Origin of the sequence: Buttiauxella selenatireducens, assembly GCF_031432975.1 — a bacterium.
GTDB classification, from domain to species: Bacteria; Pseudomonadota; Gammaproteobacteria; order Enterobacterales; family Enterobacteriaceae; genus Buttiauxella; species Buttiauxella selenatireducens.
Window position 1 is genome coordinate 4,990,896 of record NZ_CP133838.1, and the last position, 19,034, is coordinate 5,009,929.

Genomic DNA, 19,034 nt, shown 5'->3' on the forward strand with positions numbered 1-19,034 from the left:
CATATACGCGGCTACTTATCGATAATTAGCTAGTAGACAACCTGAGTCGGTGCGTTATCCGTACCACGATTATTGCGGTCTGGCGTCGCCGATTGGGTCTTTTTCTCAGGACTTACCTGAGTCGCGGGTTTGGTTTTACCATCGGCAGGCGGAAAGTACAGAGGCCCTTTAAGACCGCAGCCAGAAAGACTGAAAAGTGCCAGCATAAATGCCAGTGGGCAGAAAATTTTCTTCATTATTGAGATGCCTGTAATCCAATATTCTGTCTTCTATCATCGCAGGTGATCCCTGAAAAGCAATACTCTTTTCTATTCACGGGTGTTGCTTTTATACTGCCCTGAAGACGAACAACTGAGAAAAAGATATGAACGACAGTGAATTTCATCGCCTGGCTGATGGCCTGTGGTCAACAATCGAAGAACGCCTGGATGACTGGGATGGGGACAGCGATATTGACTGCGAAATCAATGGTGGCGTGCTGAGCCTGAGTTTTGAGAACCGCAGCAAGATTATTATCAATCGCCAGGAACCTCTGCATCAGGTCTGGCTTGCGACCAAAAGTGGCGGCTACCATTTTGACCTGAAAGGGGATCTCTGGATTTGCGATCGCAGCGGCGCTGAGTTTTGGGCGTTGCTGGAAGAGGCTTGCACGCAGCAAGCCGGAGAGCCGGTTAGCTTTAGCTAAGTTTAGCTATTGCTGTACTGTTGAAGCAGCGGTGTTGAGCTATCATCATGATTAGCTGGCGTCGCTGCTGTGATAGCCTGGTTGCGGAACGGAATGACCTGAGAGCGCCCATCCACTTTCACAATCTGATAAAACTGTGGCAGGTTGAAGTTGATAAAACTTGAGCCGTAGGTAAAGCGATCGTGCGACGATGAGTAGAAACGGCTAACGTCACGCACTAAATCTTCTTTGCTACCTTCGCAGTGGTGATATACCTCTGCCCGGTTGCTCTCATCAAGAATGTAGATATTGAATCCTTGATCCTCATTCGCTTCTTCAAAGAAGAATTGAATGATCCCTTCGCTGGCAAACCCATCGACCACCGACGGCAATTGAACCTGGTTGGTTTCAACTTGCACTGACAAGCCATGCAGTTTGTTATGCGAAATCGCGCCGTAGAACTCGACCGCATTTTCTAGTTTTTGCACCGATACGCTTAGACGTTCGAAGAACAGCCCCCACGTTTGGCCAGAGATCCGCAACGCTTTAAAGCGGCCAGGCTCCTGGCGAGTGCTCGACAAACGGAAGTCGATACATTCAGAAACCAGCTGCTGTACTCGAGTGCGGATTAACCCTCGCAGATGCTGGCTATAGCAGAAAACTTCAACGCTATCAGGTGGTGCGGCATCCTGGTGCATTTTGCCCAGAATCGTTTTCAGGGCTTCAATCATGGACTGTTCACCATTGAAGTGCAGTGTACGCACTTCATTCCATGAGTTGCGGTAAAGCAAATCAACGCTTCCTACCAGGCACTGCTGTTGCTGCCCGAAACTGAATACATCCAGCTTACGGAAATCGAAATGAACAACCTGATTGCGGAACGCGGCTGTCGGGTCGTATTCGAGGTTAACGATTATAGCCAAATGGCGAATTTCACATGGGCTATACAACGCTTTCGCTGTTGGTGCAGGCAAACGTAGCGGGAAATGGTGCGACACATCGGCAACCATTTCCTGCAGTTTTGGTAAATCACAAATACCGTTGCCCTTAATAAACAGACGGGTGCGGGAAGTCAGCAGGCCATTGAAGTAGGCCCATGCCACCAGCTTATTAAGATAACGGTTATATTCCAGCGGTTGATGGCTGATGATGGAATCCATGTTCGGCGCGCGGTTGTACAGATACCAGCCTGAACGGTTGGCACGGCCCGGCGGCACATGGATGAAGGTCAGATTGGGTTCTGACAGATCAGGGGAGATCTGTGGGTTAACCAATGTCACTTTGCCCGGCAGCGCTTCAAACGCCGCATACAATTTACGGGTTAAAACACCAATATCTTGTGGGCTTGCACTGACGCTCAGATTATTGCGGCGCGCGAAACGAATCAGGTTACGATAGCTTTGCATCATCGCATCCAGAAGCTCGTTATGTGCATCACGAACCTGGTCAATTTTCCAGTTGGCGCGGTTATCCAGCATCGCCAGGCGTGCTTCGTCCCAGCCCCAATCTTTGACCAGTTGGCTTAATACTTCACGACGCCAGCCAACGCACGCACGTTCACGGGAAAGTTTTTCGCACACTTTGAGATAGAAGCAACGGCGGACTAAATCCAGACGTGCGTTGTCTTCGATTTGCGAAAGATAGTGAGTCACTCGCTCCAGCATCATGCAATACGGATCAAGCCCGAAAGAGACTATCTCACCATCATGCAAACGTTGTTTGATGTCTTTTGCCAGCAAACGCGTGTTCGGATATTCCCAGGAATAAGCTTCAAGCAGCAGCGTTTTCAGCACCGCTTTATAAGGAGAGTCGATACTTTTATAGAGCTGCCAAAGGCTGGCACCAAAGTACTCTTCAGCCGAAAGGGAACTTAAACCGCCGAGATCCAGCCACTCGTTTGGTGTGAGCACACCCTGAGAATAGAGGCTCATCACGTAATCGTCGTAATGATCTTCTTCATCACCCGGAACCATACTCCAGAGAATACGTTTCCCGGCCAGGCGCACCGCAGTACGATAAAATTCATCCAGCAACAAGATGTGTTGTGTAGAACCGCAATCTTCACCGCCCAGGCTGCCACTTTCGTTGTGGCGGAAGCGGTTTTCGTCAATCAGGAAGAAACTGACTTCAACACCTAAGGAGGCTGCCCAGCTTTCCAGCACACTACATTTGCGTTGCAGTAACTGGCGCTCGTCGTTATCGAGCCAGGACTGGTGACACACCCAAATATCCAAATCGGATGAACAGCTCTGCCCAACGGACGAGGTGCTGCCCATTGAATAAAGACCTGTAATAGGTAATTCACCCGGATCGGTTTTCTGCGGCGGCATGCCACGCATCAATTCGAGTTCGTTTAGGTAGTGGCGTTGGGTTTCATCAGGCGTGTAGATGCAAATGCCATGTGGAACGTTACCTTCAAGGTAACCTGGCATCAGCGGGTGATGATAATGTAGCAATGTTGGCAGAAGACTGTAGACCTGTTGGAAAGCAGGCCCCATGGCAGCAAGTGCGCGATCTACACGCAGTTGGTTAATGGCATCCAGTCTCTGTTTAAGAGTCTCAATATAGAGGTACAAGACATATCGCCTGATGGTTTCAGTATTTCGAAAAAACCCGTTTCCCGGTTGTTGCCTCTATTATAAACGACAAGGCAAAGAATTGCTGGAAACGTGATCAATTTAACACCTTGCTGGTTGACCGTAAAGAAAGATGCGCTACACGCCAAGTTCCTCTCCGGCTCCCTGCTTTATATTCCATAATACGAAAGACATCCCTCTTTTCCGAAAAACCGTTGAAACTGACAGCCTTCCGTGAAGAGTGGTAGGATGGTCAGGGACGATAATTACGGTAACTAGCAATGTTAGACAATGTATTAAGAATTGCCACTCGCCAAAGCCCATTAGCACTTTGGCAAGCACATTATGTCAAACAACGCCTGATGGCGAACCATCCCCAGCTCACGGTTGAACTGGTGCCTATGGTTACGCGTGGCGACATCATTCTTGATACACCGCTGGCAAAAGTTGGCGGCAAGGGATTGTTTGTCAAAGAGTTAGAGCTCGCCCTTCTTGAAGGGCGTGCAGATATCGCAGTGCATTCAATGAAAGATGTACCTGTCGAGTTTCCTGAAGGGCTTGGCCTGGTGACAATTTGCGAGCGCGATGATCCGCGTGATGCCTTTGTTTCCAACAATTTCGCCAACCTCGATGATTTGCCAGCTGGCAGCGTAGTCGGTACATCAAGCCTCCGTCGCCAATGCCAGATTGCCGAGCGTCGCCCGGACCTGGTCATTCGTTCATTACGCGGCAACGTCGGCACCCGTTTGGGTAAACTCGACAATGGTGACTACGATGCGATTATTCTTGCCGTCGCCGGTCTTAACCGCCTTGAATTGCAATCCCGCATTCGTTACGCCTTGCCATCTGAAGTTTCTCTTCCCGCTGTGGGCCAGGGAGCTGTCGGCATCGAGTGTCGCCTTGACGATATACGTACTCAGGAGTTGCTTGAGTCGCTAAATCACGAAGAAACGGCGATTCGCGTCCGGGCAGAGCGTGCCATGAACATGCGTCTTGAAGGCGGATGCCAGGTGCCAATCGGCAGCTATGCCGAATTAAGCAATGGCGAGTTATGGCTGCGGGCATTAGTGGGCGCACCCGATGGTTCAATCCTGGTTCGCGGTGAACGTCGTGGTAAACCAGAAGATGCCGAAGCTATGGGTGTTTCCCTTGCTGAAGAACTCCTTGATAAAGGCGCCCGTGAAATTCTCGCCGCAGTTTATGACGGAGATGCTCCGGCATGACGATCCTTGTCACCCGCCCTTCGCCCGCAGGGGACGAGTTAGTGAGCAGACTGCGCGCACTGGGGCAGGTGGCTTACAGCTTCCCTCTCATCGAGTTTTCCCCAGGCCGACAGTTGGACAAACTGCCGGCAATGCTCGCGAGCCTTTCCGCAGGCGATCTGGTTTTCGTTCTATCGCAGCACGTCATACATTATGCCCAGCCACAATTAAGCCAAAATTCGATGTCATGGCCTGCAAATCTTGCCTGGTTTGCGATTGGACGTACGACTGCATTAGCGTTTCATACAGTCAGTCATTTGCCGGTTCGTTATCCACAAGATCGGGAAACGTCGGAAGTCTTGCTACAATTACCTGAATTACAGAACGTTGCCGGGAAACGAGCGCTCATTTTACGCGGCAACGGTGGCCGTGAACTGTTAGGTGAAACGCTGACAGAACGCGGTGCAGAAGTGACGTTCTGCGAATGTTACCAAAGAAGTGCCAGAATTTATGATGGAACAGAAGAAGCCTTTCGCTGGCGCGAGCGTGGGGTTTCAACGCTGGTCGTGACGAGCGGTGAAATGCTACAGCAACTTTATGCGCTCATTCCCGAATGGTATCGAAAAAACTGGTTACTCCACTGCCAACTCTTAGTTGTTAGTGAGCGTCTGGCAGACCTTGCCCGGGATCTGGGCTGGCAAGATATTCGGGTCGCCGATAACGCAGACAATGACGCGCTGCTTCGCGCGTTACAATAAACTTTAACCTAAGATAATTCGAGTTACAGGAAGGCGGCGACGCACATGCAACTTGGATTTTGACGGGTATACAATAATGGGACGCTACAATGACGGAACAACAGAATACCTCCGCCATGGTTGAAGAGACCACACCTGCGGTGGAAAGCGCACCGCTTCCAGAACAACCACCAAAAAAAAATCGTAATGGTATTGCCGGAATTGCCCTGGGTGCGATTGCCATTGCTATTGCCCTGGCGCTAGGTGGCGGTCTTTACAGTTATGGTAAGCATCAGTCAGCGGCGCAAACGGCCAACACCGATGCTCTGGCAACACAGTTAATCGCCTTACAAAAGCAGCAAGAACAGCAGCAATCAGCGCTGGAAACGACCATCAAGCAGCAAGCGTCGGCTCTCGAAGAGTCGAATCGTCAGCAGGCGAATCTGGCGCGTGAGCTTGATGAAGTCCAGCAAAAAGTGGCGACGATTTCAGGAAGTGATGCAAAAACCTGGCTGTTAGCGCAGTCCGATTTCCTGGTGAAACTGGCCGGTCGAAAACTGTGGAGCGATCAGGATGTCACTACCGCCGCTGCACTTTTGAAAAGTGCAGATGCCAGCCTTGCTGACATGAATGATCCGAGTCTGCTTGTTGCTCGCCGTGCGCTGACAGATGACATTGCTGCACTGTCTTCTATTACTCAGGTCGATTACGACGGGATTATCCTCAAGCTAAATCAGCTTTCTAATCAAGTCGATAACTTGCGCCTTGCAGACAATAATACCGATGACACGCCGATGGACTCTGATGGTAGCGAGCTTTCAAGCACCGTCACGGAATGGCGTCAGAACCTGGCAAAAAGCTGGCACAACTTTATGGATAGTTTCATTACTATTCGTCGTCGTGATGAAACAGCGGTTCCGCTTCTGGCACCAAACCAGGATGTTTATCTGCGTGAGAATATCCGCTCGCGTCTGCTGGTTGCAGCGCAAGCCGTTCCACGTCATCAGGATGAAACCTATAAGCAGTCGCTGGAGAATGTCTCCACCTGGGTTCGTGCCTATTACGATACCAACGACAGTGTGACCAAATCGTTCCTCGATGAACTGGACTCTCTCAGCCAGCAAAGCATCAATATGGATGTGCCGCAAACGCTGGAAAGCCAACCTCTGCTGGAAAAACTGATGCAGACTCGGGTGCGCAATTTACTCGCTCAGCCCGCTGCGAGTACCGCAGCGCCAGCGCCAACTGAACCTGTACCAGCACCGGTGCCTGCACCCACTCAAGGAGAATAAGCATGATTAAAGTCTTATTACTCTTTCTGTTGTTGATCGCCGGGATCGTCCTCGGGCCGATGCTTGCCGGGCATCAGGGCTATGTGCTGATCCAGACTGACAATTACAACGTGGAAACCAGCGTCACGGGCCTGGTGATCATTCTTATCCTGAGCATGGTTGTGCTGTTCGCCATCGAGTGGGTACTGCGTCGTGTTTTCCGTACCGGTGCTCGTACACGTGGTTGGTTTGTTGGACGTAAAAGCAGCCGCGCGCGTAAGCAAACTAAAGCTGCATTGCTGAAACTGGCAGAAGGTGATTATCAGCAAGTTGAAAAGCTCATGCTGAAAAATGCCGATCATGCGGAACAGCCAGTGGTGAACTATTTGCTGGCCGCCGAAGCTGCACAACAGCGCGGCGATGAAATCCGGGCAAACCAACATCTTGAACGTGCGGCAGAGCTGGCAGACCACGATCAGTTACCAGTAGAAATTACTCGTGTACGCCTGCAACTGGCTCGCAATGAGAATCACGCAGCGCGTCACGGTGTGGATAAATTACTGGAAACGGCTCCGCGTCATCCAGAAGTTCTACGTCTGGCTGAAATGGCTTATGTTCGTACCGGTGCGTGGGGCTCGCTGCTTGATATTTTGCCAGCAATGGACAAAGTACAGGTTAGTGATGAAGCCCATCGTGCAGAGCTTCAGCGCCAGGCCTGGATTGGTTTGATGGATCAGGCGATGGCTGATCAAGGTAATGATGGCCTGAAAACCTGGTGGAAAAACCAAAGCCGTAAAACACGCCACGAGACGGCGCTACAGGTCGCTATGGCGGAGCATCTCATTGAATGTGACGATCATGACGCTGCGCAGGAAATCATCCTTGATGGTCTAAAACGCCAGTTTGATGAACGTCTGGTGTTGCTGATGCCGCGTTTGAAATCAGGAAACCCAGAGCAACTCGAAAAAGCCCTTCGTCAGCAGATCAAAACTCAGGGCGATCGTCCGTTGCTGTACAGCACACTGGGACAGTTGCTGATGAAGCACGGTGAATGGCAACCCGCATGCGAGGCATTCCGCGAAGCCATCAAACAGCGCCCTGATGCGTTTGATTACGCCTGGCTGGCAGATTGTCTGGATCGTCTGCACCAACCTGAAGAAGCGGCGACCATGCGTCGTGACGGCCTGTTGTTAACTCTGCAAAATAATCCTAATCCGTAGTCACTAAGGGCGAAATCTTTCGCCCTTTTCCCTTTCTCGCTTCCCTTTCTGAAAGCAAAAAAAAACACCCGCCAAAAGGCAGGTGTTAAAACAGGTCTGTATGACAACTAAATGGTGCTTCACTCAACGTTATGTCCATGGTGTTGGATGAGGTCTGAAAGACGACATCTGTCGGTGGACGATAAGCACCGTAAATCGGCTCTGCGTCATTCCTGGGTTTATGAAGCCTAAGCAAACATAAGAAGTGGAATGAGCATCTACAGATATATTATTGCACGATACGTGCCATGTTTGTATTCAAAATTAATATGAGTATGTAATCGTTTTGCATTCAGCATGTTACCGGAGGACTTTCAGGTGCCCGGTCCGTTGCTTTCACTCATTAATCCCATCGCAACAGTGTCTCTTTTTAGAGACACCAATACGCTTTAATAAAATTTTTGTTATTTATTAAATAGTTATAAGTCACCAAACAACGACAATTAAAACCACAATGTCGTGAAATTGAGACTGAGCTAACGCAATGCCGTCTCGCTGCGCTCGGCTCAAACCTCCTTCGGAGGTTCTCTTCCTCTGTAAACTACAGACGTAAAAAAACCCAACCTTGCGGTTGGGTTTTCTTGAATTTGGTCGGCGAGAGAGGATTACTCGCCACTGCGTGACTCGCCCTGCGGGCCGTTGCTAAAGCAACGTTGTCTCGCTGCGCTCGGCTCAAACCTCCTTCGGAGGTTCTCATCCTCTACAAACTACAGACGTAAAAAAACCCAACCTTGCGGTTGGGTTTTCTTGAATTTGGTCGGCGAGAGAGGATTACTCGCCACTGCGTGACTCGCCCTGCGGGCCGTTGCTAAAGCAACGTTGTCTCGCTGCGCTCGGCTCAAACCTCCTTCGGAGGTTCTCATCCTCTACAAACTACAGACGTAAAAAAACCCAACCTTGCGGTTGGGTTTTCTTGAATTTGGTCGGCGAGAGAGGATTCGAACCTCCGACCCACTGGTCCCAAACCAGTTGCGCTACCAAGCTGCGCTACTCGCCGAAATACTGCTTTTACTTCTTACTGCTTAACTTAGAGATGGTGCGAAGAGAGGGACTTGAACCCTCACGTCCGTAAGAACACTAACACCTGAAGCTAGCGCGTCTACCAATTCCGCCACCTTCGCAATATCACTAAATTAATGGGGTGGCTAATGGGACTCGAACCCACGACAACTGGAATCACAATCCAGGGCTCTACCAACTGAGCTATAGCCACCACTGAAAACTTTTTTGCACGGCCAACTTTCTTAGAAAGAAGTGCCGCCGCAGCTCCAACGCCCTTCTTAATAAAGATGGTGCGCCCGACAGGATTCGAACCTGAGACCTCTGCCTCCGGAGGGCAGCGCTCTATCCAGCTGAGCTACGGGCGCATAGCGCCGTTGCGGGGTCGGATATTACGGCCTTCATGCTCGGCTGTCTAGTGCTTATTTAAATAAAATGCGCATTTGGTCATGCTTTGCACATTCTGATGATTATCCAGCCAATTTCACCCATCAAACTCCCTTTATCTGCACACAAAGGGATATTTTAAAGGCGACCGGTATAATGCCAGGCCAGATAACGCAGCAGTTTTATTTGGCGCGTGATACGGCTCGGCTGCGACAACAAACGGTAAAGCCATTCCAGACCAAGGTTCTGCCATACTTTTGGTGCACGCTTCACATGGCCCGTAAACACGTCATAGGTACCGCCAACGCCCATATACAACGCAGCAGGATGCACCTTACGGCAATCACGCATAAAGATTTCCTGCCGTGGCGAGCCCATCGCAACCGTCACAATCGCAGCACCACTGTCGCGAATACGCTCAAACAAAGCTGGCTGCTGTTCCGCTTTGAAGTAACCATCCTGACTGCCGACAATATTCACCTGCCACTGCTTGCGCAGTTTGGCCTCTGTTTGCGCCAGTATTTCCGGTTTGCCACCGATGAGAAAAACCGGTGTGCCTTCTTGCCCCGCTCGCTGCATCAGCGCTTCCCATAGATCAGCACCTGGCACTCGCGACACGACCGCACCAGGGAATTTTTTACGGATAGAACGAACCACGCTTATGCCGTCAGCGTATTTGTATTCCGCCTCCTGGATTAGCGTTCGCACTTCTTGCTCACGCTCTGCGGAGAGTATTTTCTCAGCGTTAATCGCCACCAAAGTGCCGCAGCGCAGCGAACCGTCTGCATAGAGGTAATCCAGAGCGTGCTGCATATCGCGCCAGCCAAGAAGATCCAGGTCGCGAATAGCGTATGAAGGTGCTGTAGTCAGTGGACTCATGATATTCCTTGTGATGCATTTTGGGTGCTGGTGGTAATTTTCGGTGAACGCCGTAACCGTTGATGCACCAGCCCCGCACTATCAAATAACCAGTAAAGTAATTTCGCGAGCATCAAACAGACGCCAAATACCATCAGGAAAAACACCACGCGTGAAACGAAGGAGTCCAACCCCTCTCGCGCCAGAACAATCATGTTAAAGATCGCTCCGAAGCAGAAACTATGCAAAATGGCCGCTTTGTATTTATTGGTTTCCCGATTGCCCAATTCATATAACCAGTCGAACCATTTGATGATGAGTCCCACCACAACCGCGCCCAGCGGGATAAACCACACTCCGCCCATCACCACCAGCGAGCCAATTAAGGTAGGTGAAATCGCCAGCCCAGAATGGTTGTTGAGAATTTCCCAGGTAAAGTAGTTCGCACTGTTCAGAACGATGCTCGGCCTGCCTGGCCATAACCAGGTTGGGATAAAGACATAAAAATCACGCAAGATCGGGGCCAGTCCCTGGAACTCAATTTTGTCGTAATTTTGCAGCAATAATCCCAGGTTTTCCCACGGAGAGAAGGTATCGCGCGTCAGGTACAAGAAGGTATAAAACGCTTCATCGCCGCTGACGTTCAGACCGTAGCGTTTCAACGCCAGCCAGAACATCCCAACAATACCAAAGACGCCCGCAGCCGCCAGCATCCACAGCGAAATCCAGCCACGGATAATGCCGATGAACAAGAAGATGGCGAATGCGATGATGATATTGGCGCGTGTACCGCCGACAATCATGTAGGTCAGCAGACCAAAGGCTACTGTGCTGACAAGGAAGAACAGCCAGGCTCGCCCATCTTGTTTCAGGAAATAGACCACCAGCATCGCGGGAATAAAGAAGTAGAAGAAACGCTTTAACGCAACGCCCGACACTTCGCTGGAGAATATTTGGCTATAAGAATGCAGCTTAAATAACAAAAATCCGTTATGCATAAAGAAGATGCCGACGCTAACCAGCGCCACCACCATCAACATCACCCACGTGAGATGAGTCTCAACCCGGTTCATGGTAAAGACAGGACGCCGAACTGATGCGGTTCGCTTCTCACGCAGTCGCGTTTTGTAAGCGACATAATAGATACCGTAGAAACACACGGCTGCGAGTTGTGCCTGGAGCAACACATCTGGCGGCACGACTGCCACACCGAAGCGAAACACCAGGGTGCAGGTAAACGGGAAACCAAAGAAAAACGTCAGCAAATACAGCAGTGAGAAGAACACATTAAAATTGAAACGCACCCGGCGGAATTCCTGGTACGTTAAAATGCCAATGAACATCACTGAGGCAAACCAGACCACAAACAAACCGCTAAATTGCAGCAAACTCATGCGGTTTCTCCTGATGCAATTTCCAGTGCCCGTTTCCAGCCATCGATGTAATTTGGATTAAAGAAGGCGATTTTTTGTTTATCCAGTAAGCGTAGTTGACGCTGCGCTTCGCGCACTATCGACTCATTCAACGGATCGCCCGTAAACAACACCGGGATATGCTGCTCGGTCATGTCCTGCCAGAAAGGATTTTTGCGGCTGAGTACACAAGGGATCCCCGCCTGGATAAGCAAGCAGAGCGTACCGATGCCTTGCTGGCGATCAAAAATGAAATACCCCAGATCGCATTGGCGCAACAGAGTCACATACTCGTTGAAGTCCATTTTTTCCGTTAGGATTTGCAGGTTTTCTTCGCTAAAGAGCGCCCGCCCCGCTTGCTGCACTTCATGAATATAGGCGTCATTATTGCCAGGATACCCCATCGGGACCACAACGCGCACCGTGTCGCCAAACTGGGCATGAATCGCTTTTAACGCTGCAATATGCTGGTTGCTGAGATCGCCGGAATTCCCGACCAGCAATGTCATTTTCCCCGTTTTGACGTCTTCGCAGGTGTTACTCTCAGGCAATAAGTCCATTCGTGTTGGGAAATAAATCAGCTCACCCGGCACGCGTGGGTGACGTTCATGGAAATAGTTCAGATCGCCCCGGGTGGCAAACACGCGCCCGACACGGCCCTGCGCGATGCGACGCAGCAGGTAAAAAGCCCGAAATTTTAAGCTCTTCGAGGCCTCGTAAAGATCAGCGCCCCAAATATGCCAGTACATCTGGGCGGGTTTCAAACCACCGGTCAACAGAGCAATCCACAGCGCACTGTTAAAGTTGCCGTGGAAGAAAAAGCGTTGTTGGCGGTTAGCTCGAGCTTTTACCACAACAGCCTGCGCCAGCGCTTTTTTGGTGGGATAAAGCGTTATGGCAAGCGCAGGAAAAGCGGAAAGCAAAGTGTCGTCCTTTGACACCACCATAAACTGGCGTGCATGCGGATTTGAGACAGCCAGCGCGTCATTGAAGAAACGCAGTACCGTTTGATTATGATGCGGGATATCCGATCCCAAAACGTGAATCAGTGTCGTCATGCTCGTCTACGATAAATGAGAAAAACGCTGCAACAGAGCGTGAAGTAAATGATGTACGTTGCCATATAGGCCTGCGCGGCCCCCAGAGCACCATGCGCAGGTATAAGCCAATGTGAAAAACCGGTCAATAATGCGAACTGGCTGATTTCCGTCAAGATATAGAAGCGAAGCGAGGCTTTCGCTATTACTAAATAGCCAAATACGTACGAACCCACTTTCAGCACATCCCCCACCAACTGCCAGGCAAAGAGATCGCGCATCGCGATGAATTTATTTGAAAAAAGTAGCCAGATAGCAAAATCGCGCAACAGCCAGACGGTGAAACTTGCCAGAGCCACCGCGGGCAGCACGAATTTCAGCGCACGAACAATCTCGCGACTAATATCAGATTTGTTGGTTAAGCGTGAAAGCGTTGGCAACAGATAGACGCTAAACGAAGCAGTGATAAATTGCAGATAGGCATCTGAAATACTGCTCACCCCCTGCCAGATACCAACATCATCCCAACTGTAGTGCGCGGCAAGCAGGTTACGCATCATGACGTAGGCCACCGGTAGAGTGACCGAGGTCATCAGCGCCATAAGGGTAAATTTACCAAGGCTGCTGGCGTACACTTTGTCCCACTGAGGTTTCAGATAGCTGAGCGGAACATGTTCGCGCCGGACCAGCATGATTCCCGCAGGAATCAGCACCAGTGCAGGAACTAACGCAAGCCCCAATAATGCTCCCTGATAACCGCCCAGACGATAACAAAGGTAGTACGCCATCACGCCGATAATACTGCCGCCAATCAGCGCCAGCGCGTTACCCGCAGCGTCCCGAAACCCTTTCATGATTGCCAGCGACAAGTTCGCCCAAGCAATCCCCATCTGCACTAACGCCACCAGGCGAACGAGCCCCTGGTAATTTTCATGTCCAAATAACCCAAGGCTAATGGGCTTTGCCGCCACAACAAAAATAATGGCTAAAAGCGTCGAGAAGCCAAGCACCATCGCTGATGACGTGCCAATCACCTTGCGTAATTGTTCGGGTTGATCGTGATATTGCGCGACGTATTTTGTCACGCCGTTGAAGATCCCCGCCCCGGCAAGCACGCCTAATACGGTGACCATCTGGCGGAAGTTACCAGCCTGCCCAACCCCACTCGGGCCAAATGCCACAGCAAGCAGCTTCACCACCAGCAAACCGGCAGCAATTTTTACCAGTGTGGACCCTGCGGTCCACACCGAAGCTTTCGCGAGTGACATATCAGGAGAAGAAGCTTAACAACGTATTGATAACAGTACGTTGATTCGCAGGAGACAGGTTATAGAACAACGGCAGGCGCAACAGGCGCTCACTTTCTTGAGTAGTGAAATGGTCTTCGCCGTGGAAGTAACCAAACTTCTCGCCAGCCGGGCAGTCATGTAATGGGATATAATGGAACACCGCCAGAATTTCCGCCTCTTTCAGCCAGGAAATCAGAGCACTGCGATCGTCAATATCACGCAATTTGATATAAAACATGTGCGCATTTTGCACGCAGTCTTTTGGAATAGATGGCAGTTCAATACGCCCTGCTTTAGCCAGCGGTGTCAGGGCATCGTAGTAGGCATGCCACAGCTTCAGTCGCTGTTGGTTAATCTTTTCAGCCGCTTCGAGTTGCGCCCACAGATAAGCTGCCTGCAAGTCGGCCATCAAGTAGCTTGAGCCAATATCCCGCCAGGTATATTTATCCACCTGCCCACGGAAGAACTGGCTGCGGTTAGTGCCTTTCTCGCGAATAATTTCCGCACGCTCGATAAGCGAAGGGTCATTAATCAGCGTCGCGCCGCCTTCGCCACCCGCCGTATAGTTTTTGGTTTCATGGAAGCTGAAGCAACCAATGTGGCCAATTGTCCCTAACGCGCGGCCTTTGTAGGTCGACATCACGCCCTGCGCCGCATCTTCCACAACAAACAGATTATGCTTGTTGGCAATCGCCATGATGGTGTCCATTTCACAGGCTACACCGGCGTAATGAACAGGAACAATCGCACGAGTCTTCTCGGTGATTGCCGCTTCAATCAGCTTTTCGTCAATGTTCATGGTGTCCGGACGAATATCGACAAACACCACTTTTGCCCCACGCAGAACGAAAGCGTTAGCAGTAGAAACAAAGGTATAGCTCGGCATAATAACTTCATCGCCGGGCTGAATATTTAACAACAGCGCCGCCATTTCCAGTGATGCCGTGCAGGAAGGTGTTAGCAGCACTTTTTTGCAACCAAAGCGGTGCTCCATCCATTGCTGGCAACGACGCGTGAAACCGCCATCGCCACAAAGCTTGCCGCTACCCATCGCAGCCTGCATGTATTCGATTTCCGTACCTACTACTGGAGGAGCATTAAATGGGATCATTTTTTCACCTGTATAACCAGAAGGCGGTGCTTTCTATAGTGGCACCGCTTTGAACATAGCGCCGCAGAGCTGCGGTATTGCTGATTTGCGTAGCCACGCGTAGTGTTTGGAGGCCACGTTGCTGACACCAAAAACAGGCTGCATCCATCAGCTGAGCGCCAACACCACGACCTGCCAGCAAGCCAATACGAGCCTCATCATCATTTAGCTGACGCATGCTCACAAAGCCTTGTATCGCATTGCCGTTTTTCAATAACAGGCACTCATGGTCAAAGGTGCCGAGCACGGCATTCTCAACCCATTGTGCGTAGAAACGGCCACTATCCGTTGCCTGATACCAGGGCGTACGAAAACGGCTTTGTGTGAAGATATTGGCGGCTAAATCCCGCAATACAGGAATATCAGCACTTGTGGCAAGCTCTACAGAAGATGGAGCATGTTGCGTGCCAACTTTCAGTACAAAATCGACTTCCCCTTCAACCAGTTTAAAACCGAGTTGCTGCAAACCATCAAGCAGGGCAGTTTGCTGGGTAGAGATTTTCGCCTGTACGCGAGCATAGGCATCGAGGTGTTGCGGGGTCAGCAAAGGCGCGTCTTCTTCAAAGCGAAGAATTCCGCTGTTCACCGCAAAGAATTGATTCTCCCAGTCGAGAGATTCAATTCTTGCTTGAACGGGCACAGAGCAAAACGTCATCGGCTTCATTTGCGCCTGGCGAAAACTAGCGCCAGACCCCTTTGGTATCAACAACCCAGCGCTGCTGGACTTGCGTACCTGGGATGGCTTTGAATACCTGGTGATCAACTAACATCACCAGGACATCGGCCTGCGCAAGGGCTTCATCAGTCGTTGCTAATTCACAGTGTCCAGCGAGCGTTTTTGGCAGTTGGTGGACATTGGGCTCAACAACCCATGTTTTGCCGCTGTGCCACGAACTGAGAGTTTCAGCAATTTCCATCGCCGGGCTTTCACGCAGGTCGTCAATATTCGGTTTAAAGGCCAGTCCAAAGCAGGCAATAGTGATTTCACTGGCGCGCTTACCCGTCTCTGATAAGCAGTCTGCAATGGCAGCTTTCACCTGGTTTACAACCCAGTGTGGCTTGCCGTCGTTGACTTCACGCGCGGTGCGGATCAACTGTGCATGTTCAGGGTTCTGCGCGACGATAAACCAAGGGTCAACCGCGATACAGTGCCCACCCACGCCAGGACCTGGCTGCAAAATATTGACGCGTGGATGACGGTTAGCAAGGCGGATTAATTCCCAGACATTGATCCCCTGATCGGCACAAATCAGCGAAAGCTCGTTAGCGAATGCGATGTTCACATCACGGAAACTGTTTTCTGTCAGCTTGCACATTTCAGCGGTGCGGGAGTTCGTTACGATGCACTCACCTTCGAGGAAAATCTTGTACAGTTCGCTGGCTCGCGCGGAACAAAGCGGTGTCATACCGCCAATCACCCGATCATTTTTGATGAGTTCTACCATCACCTGGCCTGGCAATACGCGTTCCGGGCAGTAAGCAACATTAACATCTGCTGCTTCACCGGCCTGTTGTGGGAAAGTCAGGTCAGGGCGAAGTTCGGCGAGCCATTCCGCCATTTGCTCGGTTGAACCGACAGGCGAAGTTGACTCAAGGATAACCAAAGCCCCTTTTTTGAGAACGGGCGCAATGGAGTCAGCGGCGCTTTTGACAAAAACCATATCCGGTTCATGATCGCCTTTGAACGGCGTAGGTACCGCAATCAAAAAAGCATCCGCTTCAACTGGCTGTGTGCTGGCGCGTAAGAAACCGCCTTCCACAGCAGTTTTAACCACCTTATCGAGGTCAGGCTCAACAATATGAATAGCACCACGATTTATGGTATCTACCGCATGTTGGTTAATATCAACACCTACGACGTTTTGCTGTTTAGAAGCAAATGCCGCCGCAGTGGGTAATCCGATATAGCCAAGACCAATCACAGAGATGGTTGCAAAACTCATTGTTGTGTCACCTGATTTTTCTTTAATGCAGCCAAAATTTGTTCACAGGCCTTACCGTTGCCGTAAGGATTATGTGCCCGACTCATCACTTCATATTCGTTTTCGTCTTTCAACAAACGCGTTACCTGGCGGACGATCTCTTGAGTATCCGTCCCCACCAAACGAACAGTACCTGCATCTACAGCTTCAGGGCGTTCAGTGGTATCACGCATCACCAATACAGGTTTACCCAGCGATGGCGCTTCTTCCTGAATGCCACCTGAGTCAGTCAGAATGAGATACGCATGGTTCATTAAATAGACAAATGGCAAATACTCCTGCGGGTCGATCAACACTATGTTTTTGACGTCCCCAAGAATACGCGTAACAGGCTCGCTAACATTCGGGTTCAGGTGTACAGGATAAACAATCTGAACATCGCTGTTTTGTTTGGCAATTTCAGCCAACGCGTGACAAATACGCTCAAAACCATCACCAAAGCTCTCGCGACGGTGCCCCGTGACCAGAATCAGTTTCTTACTGCTATCCAGGAATGGGTGACACTGCGCCAAAGAGCTACGCAGATTGTCATCGGCAAGTACACGATCGCGGACAGAAATCAGCGCATCAATCACCGTATTGCCGGTGACGAAGATATTATTGTCGCTGATATTTTCACGTACCAGGTTTTGTCGGGAATTTTCTGTCGGAGCAAAGTGATATGTCGCCAGATGCCCGGTAATCGTTCTGTTCGCTTCTTCTGGCCACGGAGAAAACAGATCGCCAGTACGCAGACCCGCTTCAACATGTCCGACCGGAATACGCTGATAAAATGCAGCCAGGCTAGTGGCAAGCGTCGTCGTCGTATCGCCATGCACCAGCACCACATCTGGCTTAAAGGACTCAAGAATCGGCTTTAATCCCTCGAGAATTCGGCAGGTAATTTCCGTCAGCCCTTGCCCCGGCTTCATGATGTTTAAATCATAATCCGGCTCGATGGAAAATAAATTCAACACTTGATCCAGCATCTCACGATGCTGTGCAGTCACGCAGACTTTTGCGTCAAAAAATGGATCTTTTGCCAACGCATCAACCAGAGGAGCCATTTTGATAGCCTCCGGGCGCGTGCCAAAAACAGTTAACACTTTCACAGCAATTCTCTTTTATTAAAAAAGGTGAAAGCCGTCCATCGAGCTTTCACCGGGTAAGGGCGTTATAACAATTTTGGACGGCGAGCTAATGCCACGCCAGCACCAATCAGGGCCCCAACCATACCCCACATGATCAGTAAGAATGCCCGGCGTGGACTATCACGCTTCACAGGCTCTTCAGGGGTACGTAAATAGCGGTAGGTTTGGAAGCGAGCGTCGAGCGTCGGCCCAACATTCAGCGTCGACAGCATGGCTCGATTCTGGTCGTAGTCGATATCGTAGTTTGGACCTACCGCTTGCAGGCTTTCAAGGCGTGCTTGCAACATAGGACGTCCTAACATGAACATTTCAGAATCGGGTAACTCATCGGCAGGAACTTCTGTTTCACTTTTAGAAATATTCTGCTGTTCTGCGATTTTCAGCGCTTGCTCAATACTGTGTACTTTGCGGTCGAAAATTGACTTCGCAACGGCTTCCTGGCGTTTAACTTGTGCTTTCATCTGAACAGTGCGAGCAGCCCAAGCCCCCGACAGCTCTTCATTCAGATGGCTTGCTGCACGCTGGCTGGCAAAAGCGACATACTGACGCAGCAGGTTGTTAGCGTCGGCCGCAGTTTCAGCAATTAACTTGACGCTATCGCTGGTATTACGGGTGACGTCGCCTGCTGTAAACTGAATGTTATCAACCATTTCGTCTAGCAACGCAGCATCAACTTTACTGTTGCCGACCTGACGTTGTTTGTAATAGTCAGTCTGCAGCCAAAAATCACGGCGGGTATCGTAGGCAGATAGCTGCATGATGAATTCTTTGTAAGCTTCATCCATCACCGACGGCTGATCAACCGGCAGCATATTGGCTCTGAGGTCAAGATTCCGCAGGAATTGCTGCTGCGAATAGTAACCACCCAGCATGTTCACTGTAGGGCGGTCAGTTATCGCGTTAGCACTCCACTCCTGCTTAGCAAAGAAGGTGTAGATTAGCGCGACAGCTGCAAACAACACAGCCACACCCACAATCCACAACTTACCTTGCCAAAGTGTCCGGAATAAACCACGAATGTCCAACTCGTTGTCTACCATTCCCGGGTTACTTCCTGGCACGTTTTGTTTCATCACTTCCC

The 19,034-nt window shown here is 50.5% G+C and carries 16 protein-coding genes, 4 tRNA genes and 2 other RNA genes; 5 read left to right on the forward strand and 17 right to left on the reverse strand.

What is annotated here, in order from left to right:
* Window positions 1–29: 29 nt before the first annotated feature.
* On the reverse strand, window positions 30–236 hold the full coding sequence (lptM, locus tag RHD99_RS22885; protein WP_309876828.1) for an LPS translocon maturation chaperone LptM: 207 nt from the start codon (window positions 234–236) through the stop codon (window positions 30–32).
* A 128-nt stretch (window positions 237–364) separates the two neighbouring features.
* Between lptM and cyaY the strand changes: the two genes are divergently transcribed.
* Window positions 365–685, forward strand: a complete 321-nt coding sequence (gene cyaY / locus RHD99_RS22890) for an iron donor protein CyaY (RefSeq protein WP_183273100.1) — start codon at window positions 365–367, stop codon at window positions 683–685.
* Window positions 686–687: 2 nt separating this feature from the next.
* On the opposite strand, the gene cyaA is transcribed toward cyaY, so the two are convergent.
* Window positions 688–3,240, reverse strand: coding sequence for a class I adenylate cyclase (gene cyaA, locus RHD99_RS22895; RefSeq protein WP_309876830.1), 2,553 nt, complete (start codon window positions 3,238–3,240; stop codon window positions 688–690).
* A 281-nt stretch (window positions 3,241–3,521) separates the two neighbouring features.
* Here cyaA and hemC point away from each other — a divergent pair, with 281 nt between their 5' ends.
* From hemC to hemY, 4 genes are all read left to right on the forward strand, one after another.
* Entirely contained in the window at window positions 3,522–4,463 is a 942-nt protein-coding gene (gene hemC, locus RHD99_RS22900) for a hydroxymethylbilane synthase (RefSeq protein WP_309876832.1), read from the forward strand.
* Window positions 4,460–5,200 carry a uroporphyrinogen-III synthase gene (hemD, locus tag RHD99_RS22905; protein ID WP_309876834.1) on the forward strand — a complete coding sequence of 247 codons (741 nt, stop codon included), beginning with the start codon at window positions 4,460–4,462 and terminating at the stop codon, window positions 5,198–5,200. Before hemC ends, hemD begins: the two co-directional genes overlap by 4 nt.
* 89 nt (window positions 5,201–5,289) lie before the next feature.
* Window positions 5,290–6,471 carry a uroporphyrinogen-III C-methyltransferase gene (gene hemX, locus RHD99_RS22910; RefSeq protein ID WP_309876836.1) on the forward strand — a complete coding sequence of 394 codons (1,182 nt, stop codon included), beginning with the start codon at window positions 5,290–5,292 and terminating at the stop codon, window positions 6,469–6,471.
* 2 nt (window positions 6,472–6,473) lie between these two features.
* On the forward strand, window positions 6,474–7,670 hold the full coding sequence (gene hemY / locus RHD99_RS22915) for a protoheme IX biogenesis protein HemY (protein ID WP_309876838.1): 1,197 nt from the start codon (window positions 6,474–6,476) through the stop codon (window positions 7,668–7,670).
* Window positions 7,671–8,297: 627 nt separating this feature from the next.
* Here the strand turns inward: hemY and RHD99_RS22920 are convergent.
* The 15 genes from RHD99_RS22920 to wzzE all read right to left on the reverse strand — a co-directional run bounded on the left by RHD99_RS22920 (window position 8,298) and on the right by wzzE (window position 19,026).
* A non-coding RNA gene (locus RHD99_RS22920) (RtT sRNA) lies at window positions 8,298–8,427 on the reverse strand.
* A 36-nt stretch (window positions 8,428–8,463) separates the two neighbouring features.
* Window positions 8,464–8,593: non-coding RNA, RtT sRNA (locus RHD99_RS22925), on the reverse strand.
* Window positions 8,594–8,629: 36 nt separating this feature from the next.
* Window positions 8,630–8,706: transfer RNA gene (locus RHD99_RS22930), tRNA-Pro, on the reverse strand.
* A 37-nt stretch (window positions 8,707–8,743) separates the two neighbouring features.
* A tRNA-Leu gene (locus RHD99_RS22935) sits at window positions 8,744–8,830 on the reverse strand.
* A gap of 16 nt (window positions 8,831–8,846) precedes the next feature.
* Window positions 8,847–8,922, reverse strand: a tRNA-His gene (locus tag RHD99_RS22940).
* Between the two features lie 77 nt (window positions 8,923–8,999).
* Window positions 9,000–9,076 (reverse strand) — tRNA-Arg (locus RHD99_RS22945).
* 157 nt (window positions 9,077–9,233) lie between these two features.
* Complete coding sequence (gene wecG, locus RHD99_RS22950) at window positions 9,234–9,974, reverse strand: lipopolysaccharide N-acetylmannosaminouronosyltransferase (RefSeq protein WP_309876840.1); 741 nt, start codon at window positions 9,972–9,974, stop codon at window positions 9,234–9,236.
* Window positions 9,971–11,347, reverse strand: a complete 1,377-nt coding sequence (gene wzyE, locus RHD99_RS22955; protein ID WP_309876842.1) for an ECA oligosaccharide polymerase — start codon at window positions 11,345–11,347, stop codon at window positions 9,971–9,973. The genes wecG and wzyE overlap by 4 nt, the downstream gene beginning before the upstream one ends.
* Entirely contained in the window at window positions 11,344–12,423 is a 1,080-nt protein-coding gene (locus RHD99_RS22960; RefSeq protein ID WP_309876844.1) for a TDP-N-acetylfucosamine:lipid II N-acetylfucosaminyltransferase, read from the reverse strand. The genes wzyE and RHD99_RS22960 overlap by 4 nt, the downstream gene beginning before the upstream one ends.
* Complete coding sequence (gene wzxE, locus RHD99_RS22965; RefSeq protein WP_309876845.1) at window positions 12,420–13,670, reverse strand: lipid III flippase WzxE; 1,251 nt, start codon at window positions 13,668–13,670, stop codon at window positions 12,420–12,422. The genes RHD99_RS22960 and wzxE overlap by 4 nt, the downstream gene beginning before the upstream one ends.
* A gap of 1 nt (window position 13,671) precedes the next feature.
* Entirely contained in the window at window positions 13,672–14,802 is a 1,131-nt protein-coding gene (rffA, locus tag RHD99_RS22970; protein WP_309876847.1) for a dTDP-4-amino-4,6-dideoxygalactose transaminase, read from the reverse strand.
* A 4-nt stretch (window positions 14,803–14,806) separates the two neighbouring features.
* Window positions 14,807–15,481 (reverse strand): dTDP-4-amino-4,6-dideoxy-D-galactose acyltransferase, encoded by a 675-nt coding sequence (gene rffC, locus RHD99_RS22975; RefSeq protein ID WP_309879247.1) that lies wholly within the window; start codon window positions 15,479–15,481, stop codon window positions 14,807–14,809.
* 40 nt (window positions 15,482–15,521) lie between these two features.
* Entirely contained in the window at window positions 15,522–16,784 is a 1,263-nt protein-coding gene (gene wecC, locus RHD99_RS22980) for a UDP-N-acetyl-D-mannosamine dehydrogenase (RefSeq protein WP_309876850.1), read from the reverse strand.
* Entirely contained in the window at window positions 16,781–17,914 is a 1,134-nt protein-coding gene (wecB, locus tag RHD99_RS22985) for a non-hydrolyzing UDP-N-acetylglucosamine 2-epimerase (protein WP_309876852.1), read from the reverse strand. The genes wecC and wecB overlap by 4 nt, the downstream gene beginning before the upstream one ends.
* A 62-nt stretch (window positions 17,915–17,976) precedes the next feature.
* Entirely contained in the window at window positions 17,977–19,026 is a 1,050-nt protein-coding gene (gene wzzE / locus RHD99_RS22990) for an ECA polysaccharide chain length modulation protein (protein ID WP_183273082.1), read from the reverse strand.
* Between the last annotated feature and the right edge of the window lie 8 nt (window positions 19,027–19,034).

What these genes read in the sequence shown, in the direction of transcription:
- hemD (WP_309876834.1), top strand. Translation starts at nt 4,460, where the DNA reads ATGACGATCCTTGTCACCCGCCCTTCGCCCGCAGGGGACGAGTTAGTG.
- RHD99_RS22960 (WP_309876844.1), bottom strand. Translation starts at nt 12,423, where the DNA reads ATGACGACACTGATTCACGTTTTGGGATCGGATATCCCGCATCATAAT.
- cyaY (WP_183273100.1), top strand. Translation starts at nt 365, where the DNA reads ATGAACGACAGTGAATTTCATCGCCTGGCTGATGGCCTGTGGTCAACA.
- hemC (WP_309876832.1), top strand. Translation starts at nt 3,522, where the DNA reads ATGTTAGACAATGTATTAAGAATTGCCACTCGCCAAAGCCCATTAGCA.
- hemY (WP_309876838.1), top strand. Translation starts at nt 6,474, where the DNA reads ATGATTAAAGTCTTATTACTCTTTCTGTTGTTGATCGCCGGGATCGTC.
- rffA (WP_309876847.1), bottom strand. Translation starts at nt 14,802, where the DNA reads ATGATCCCATTTAATGCTCCTCCAGTAGTAGGTACGGAAATCGAATAC.
- hemX (WP_309876836.1), top strand. Translation starts at nt 5,290, where the DNA reads ATGACGGAACAACAGAATACCTCCGCCATGGTTGAAGAGACCACACCT.
- wecG (WP_309876840.1), bottom strand. Translation starts at nt 9,974, where the DNA reads ATGAGTCCACTGACTACAGCACCTTCATACGCTATTCGCGACCTGGAT.
- wzxE (WP_309876845.1), bottom strand. Translation starts at nt 13,670, where the DNA reads ATGTCACTCGCGAAAGCTTCGGTGTGGACCGCAGGGTCCACACTGGTA.
- wzzE (WP_183273082.1), bottom strand. Translation starts at nt 19,026, where the DNA reads ATGAAACAAAACGTGCCAGGAAGTAACCCGGGAATGGTAGACAACGAG.
- lptM (WP_309876828.1), bottom strand. Translation starts at nt 236, where the DNA reads ATGAAGAAAATTTTCTGCCCACTGGCATTTATGCTGGCACTTTTCAGT.
- wzyE (WP_309876842.1), bottom strand. Translation starts at nt 11,347, where the DNA reads ATGAGTTTGCTGCAATTTAGCGGTTTGTTTGTGGTCTGGTTTGCCTCA.
- wecC (WP_309876850.1), bottom strand. Translation starts at nt 16,784, where the DNA reads ATGAGTTTTGCAACCATCTCTGTGATTGGTCTTGGCTATATCGGATTA.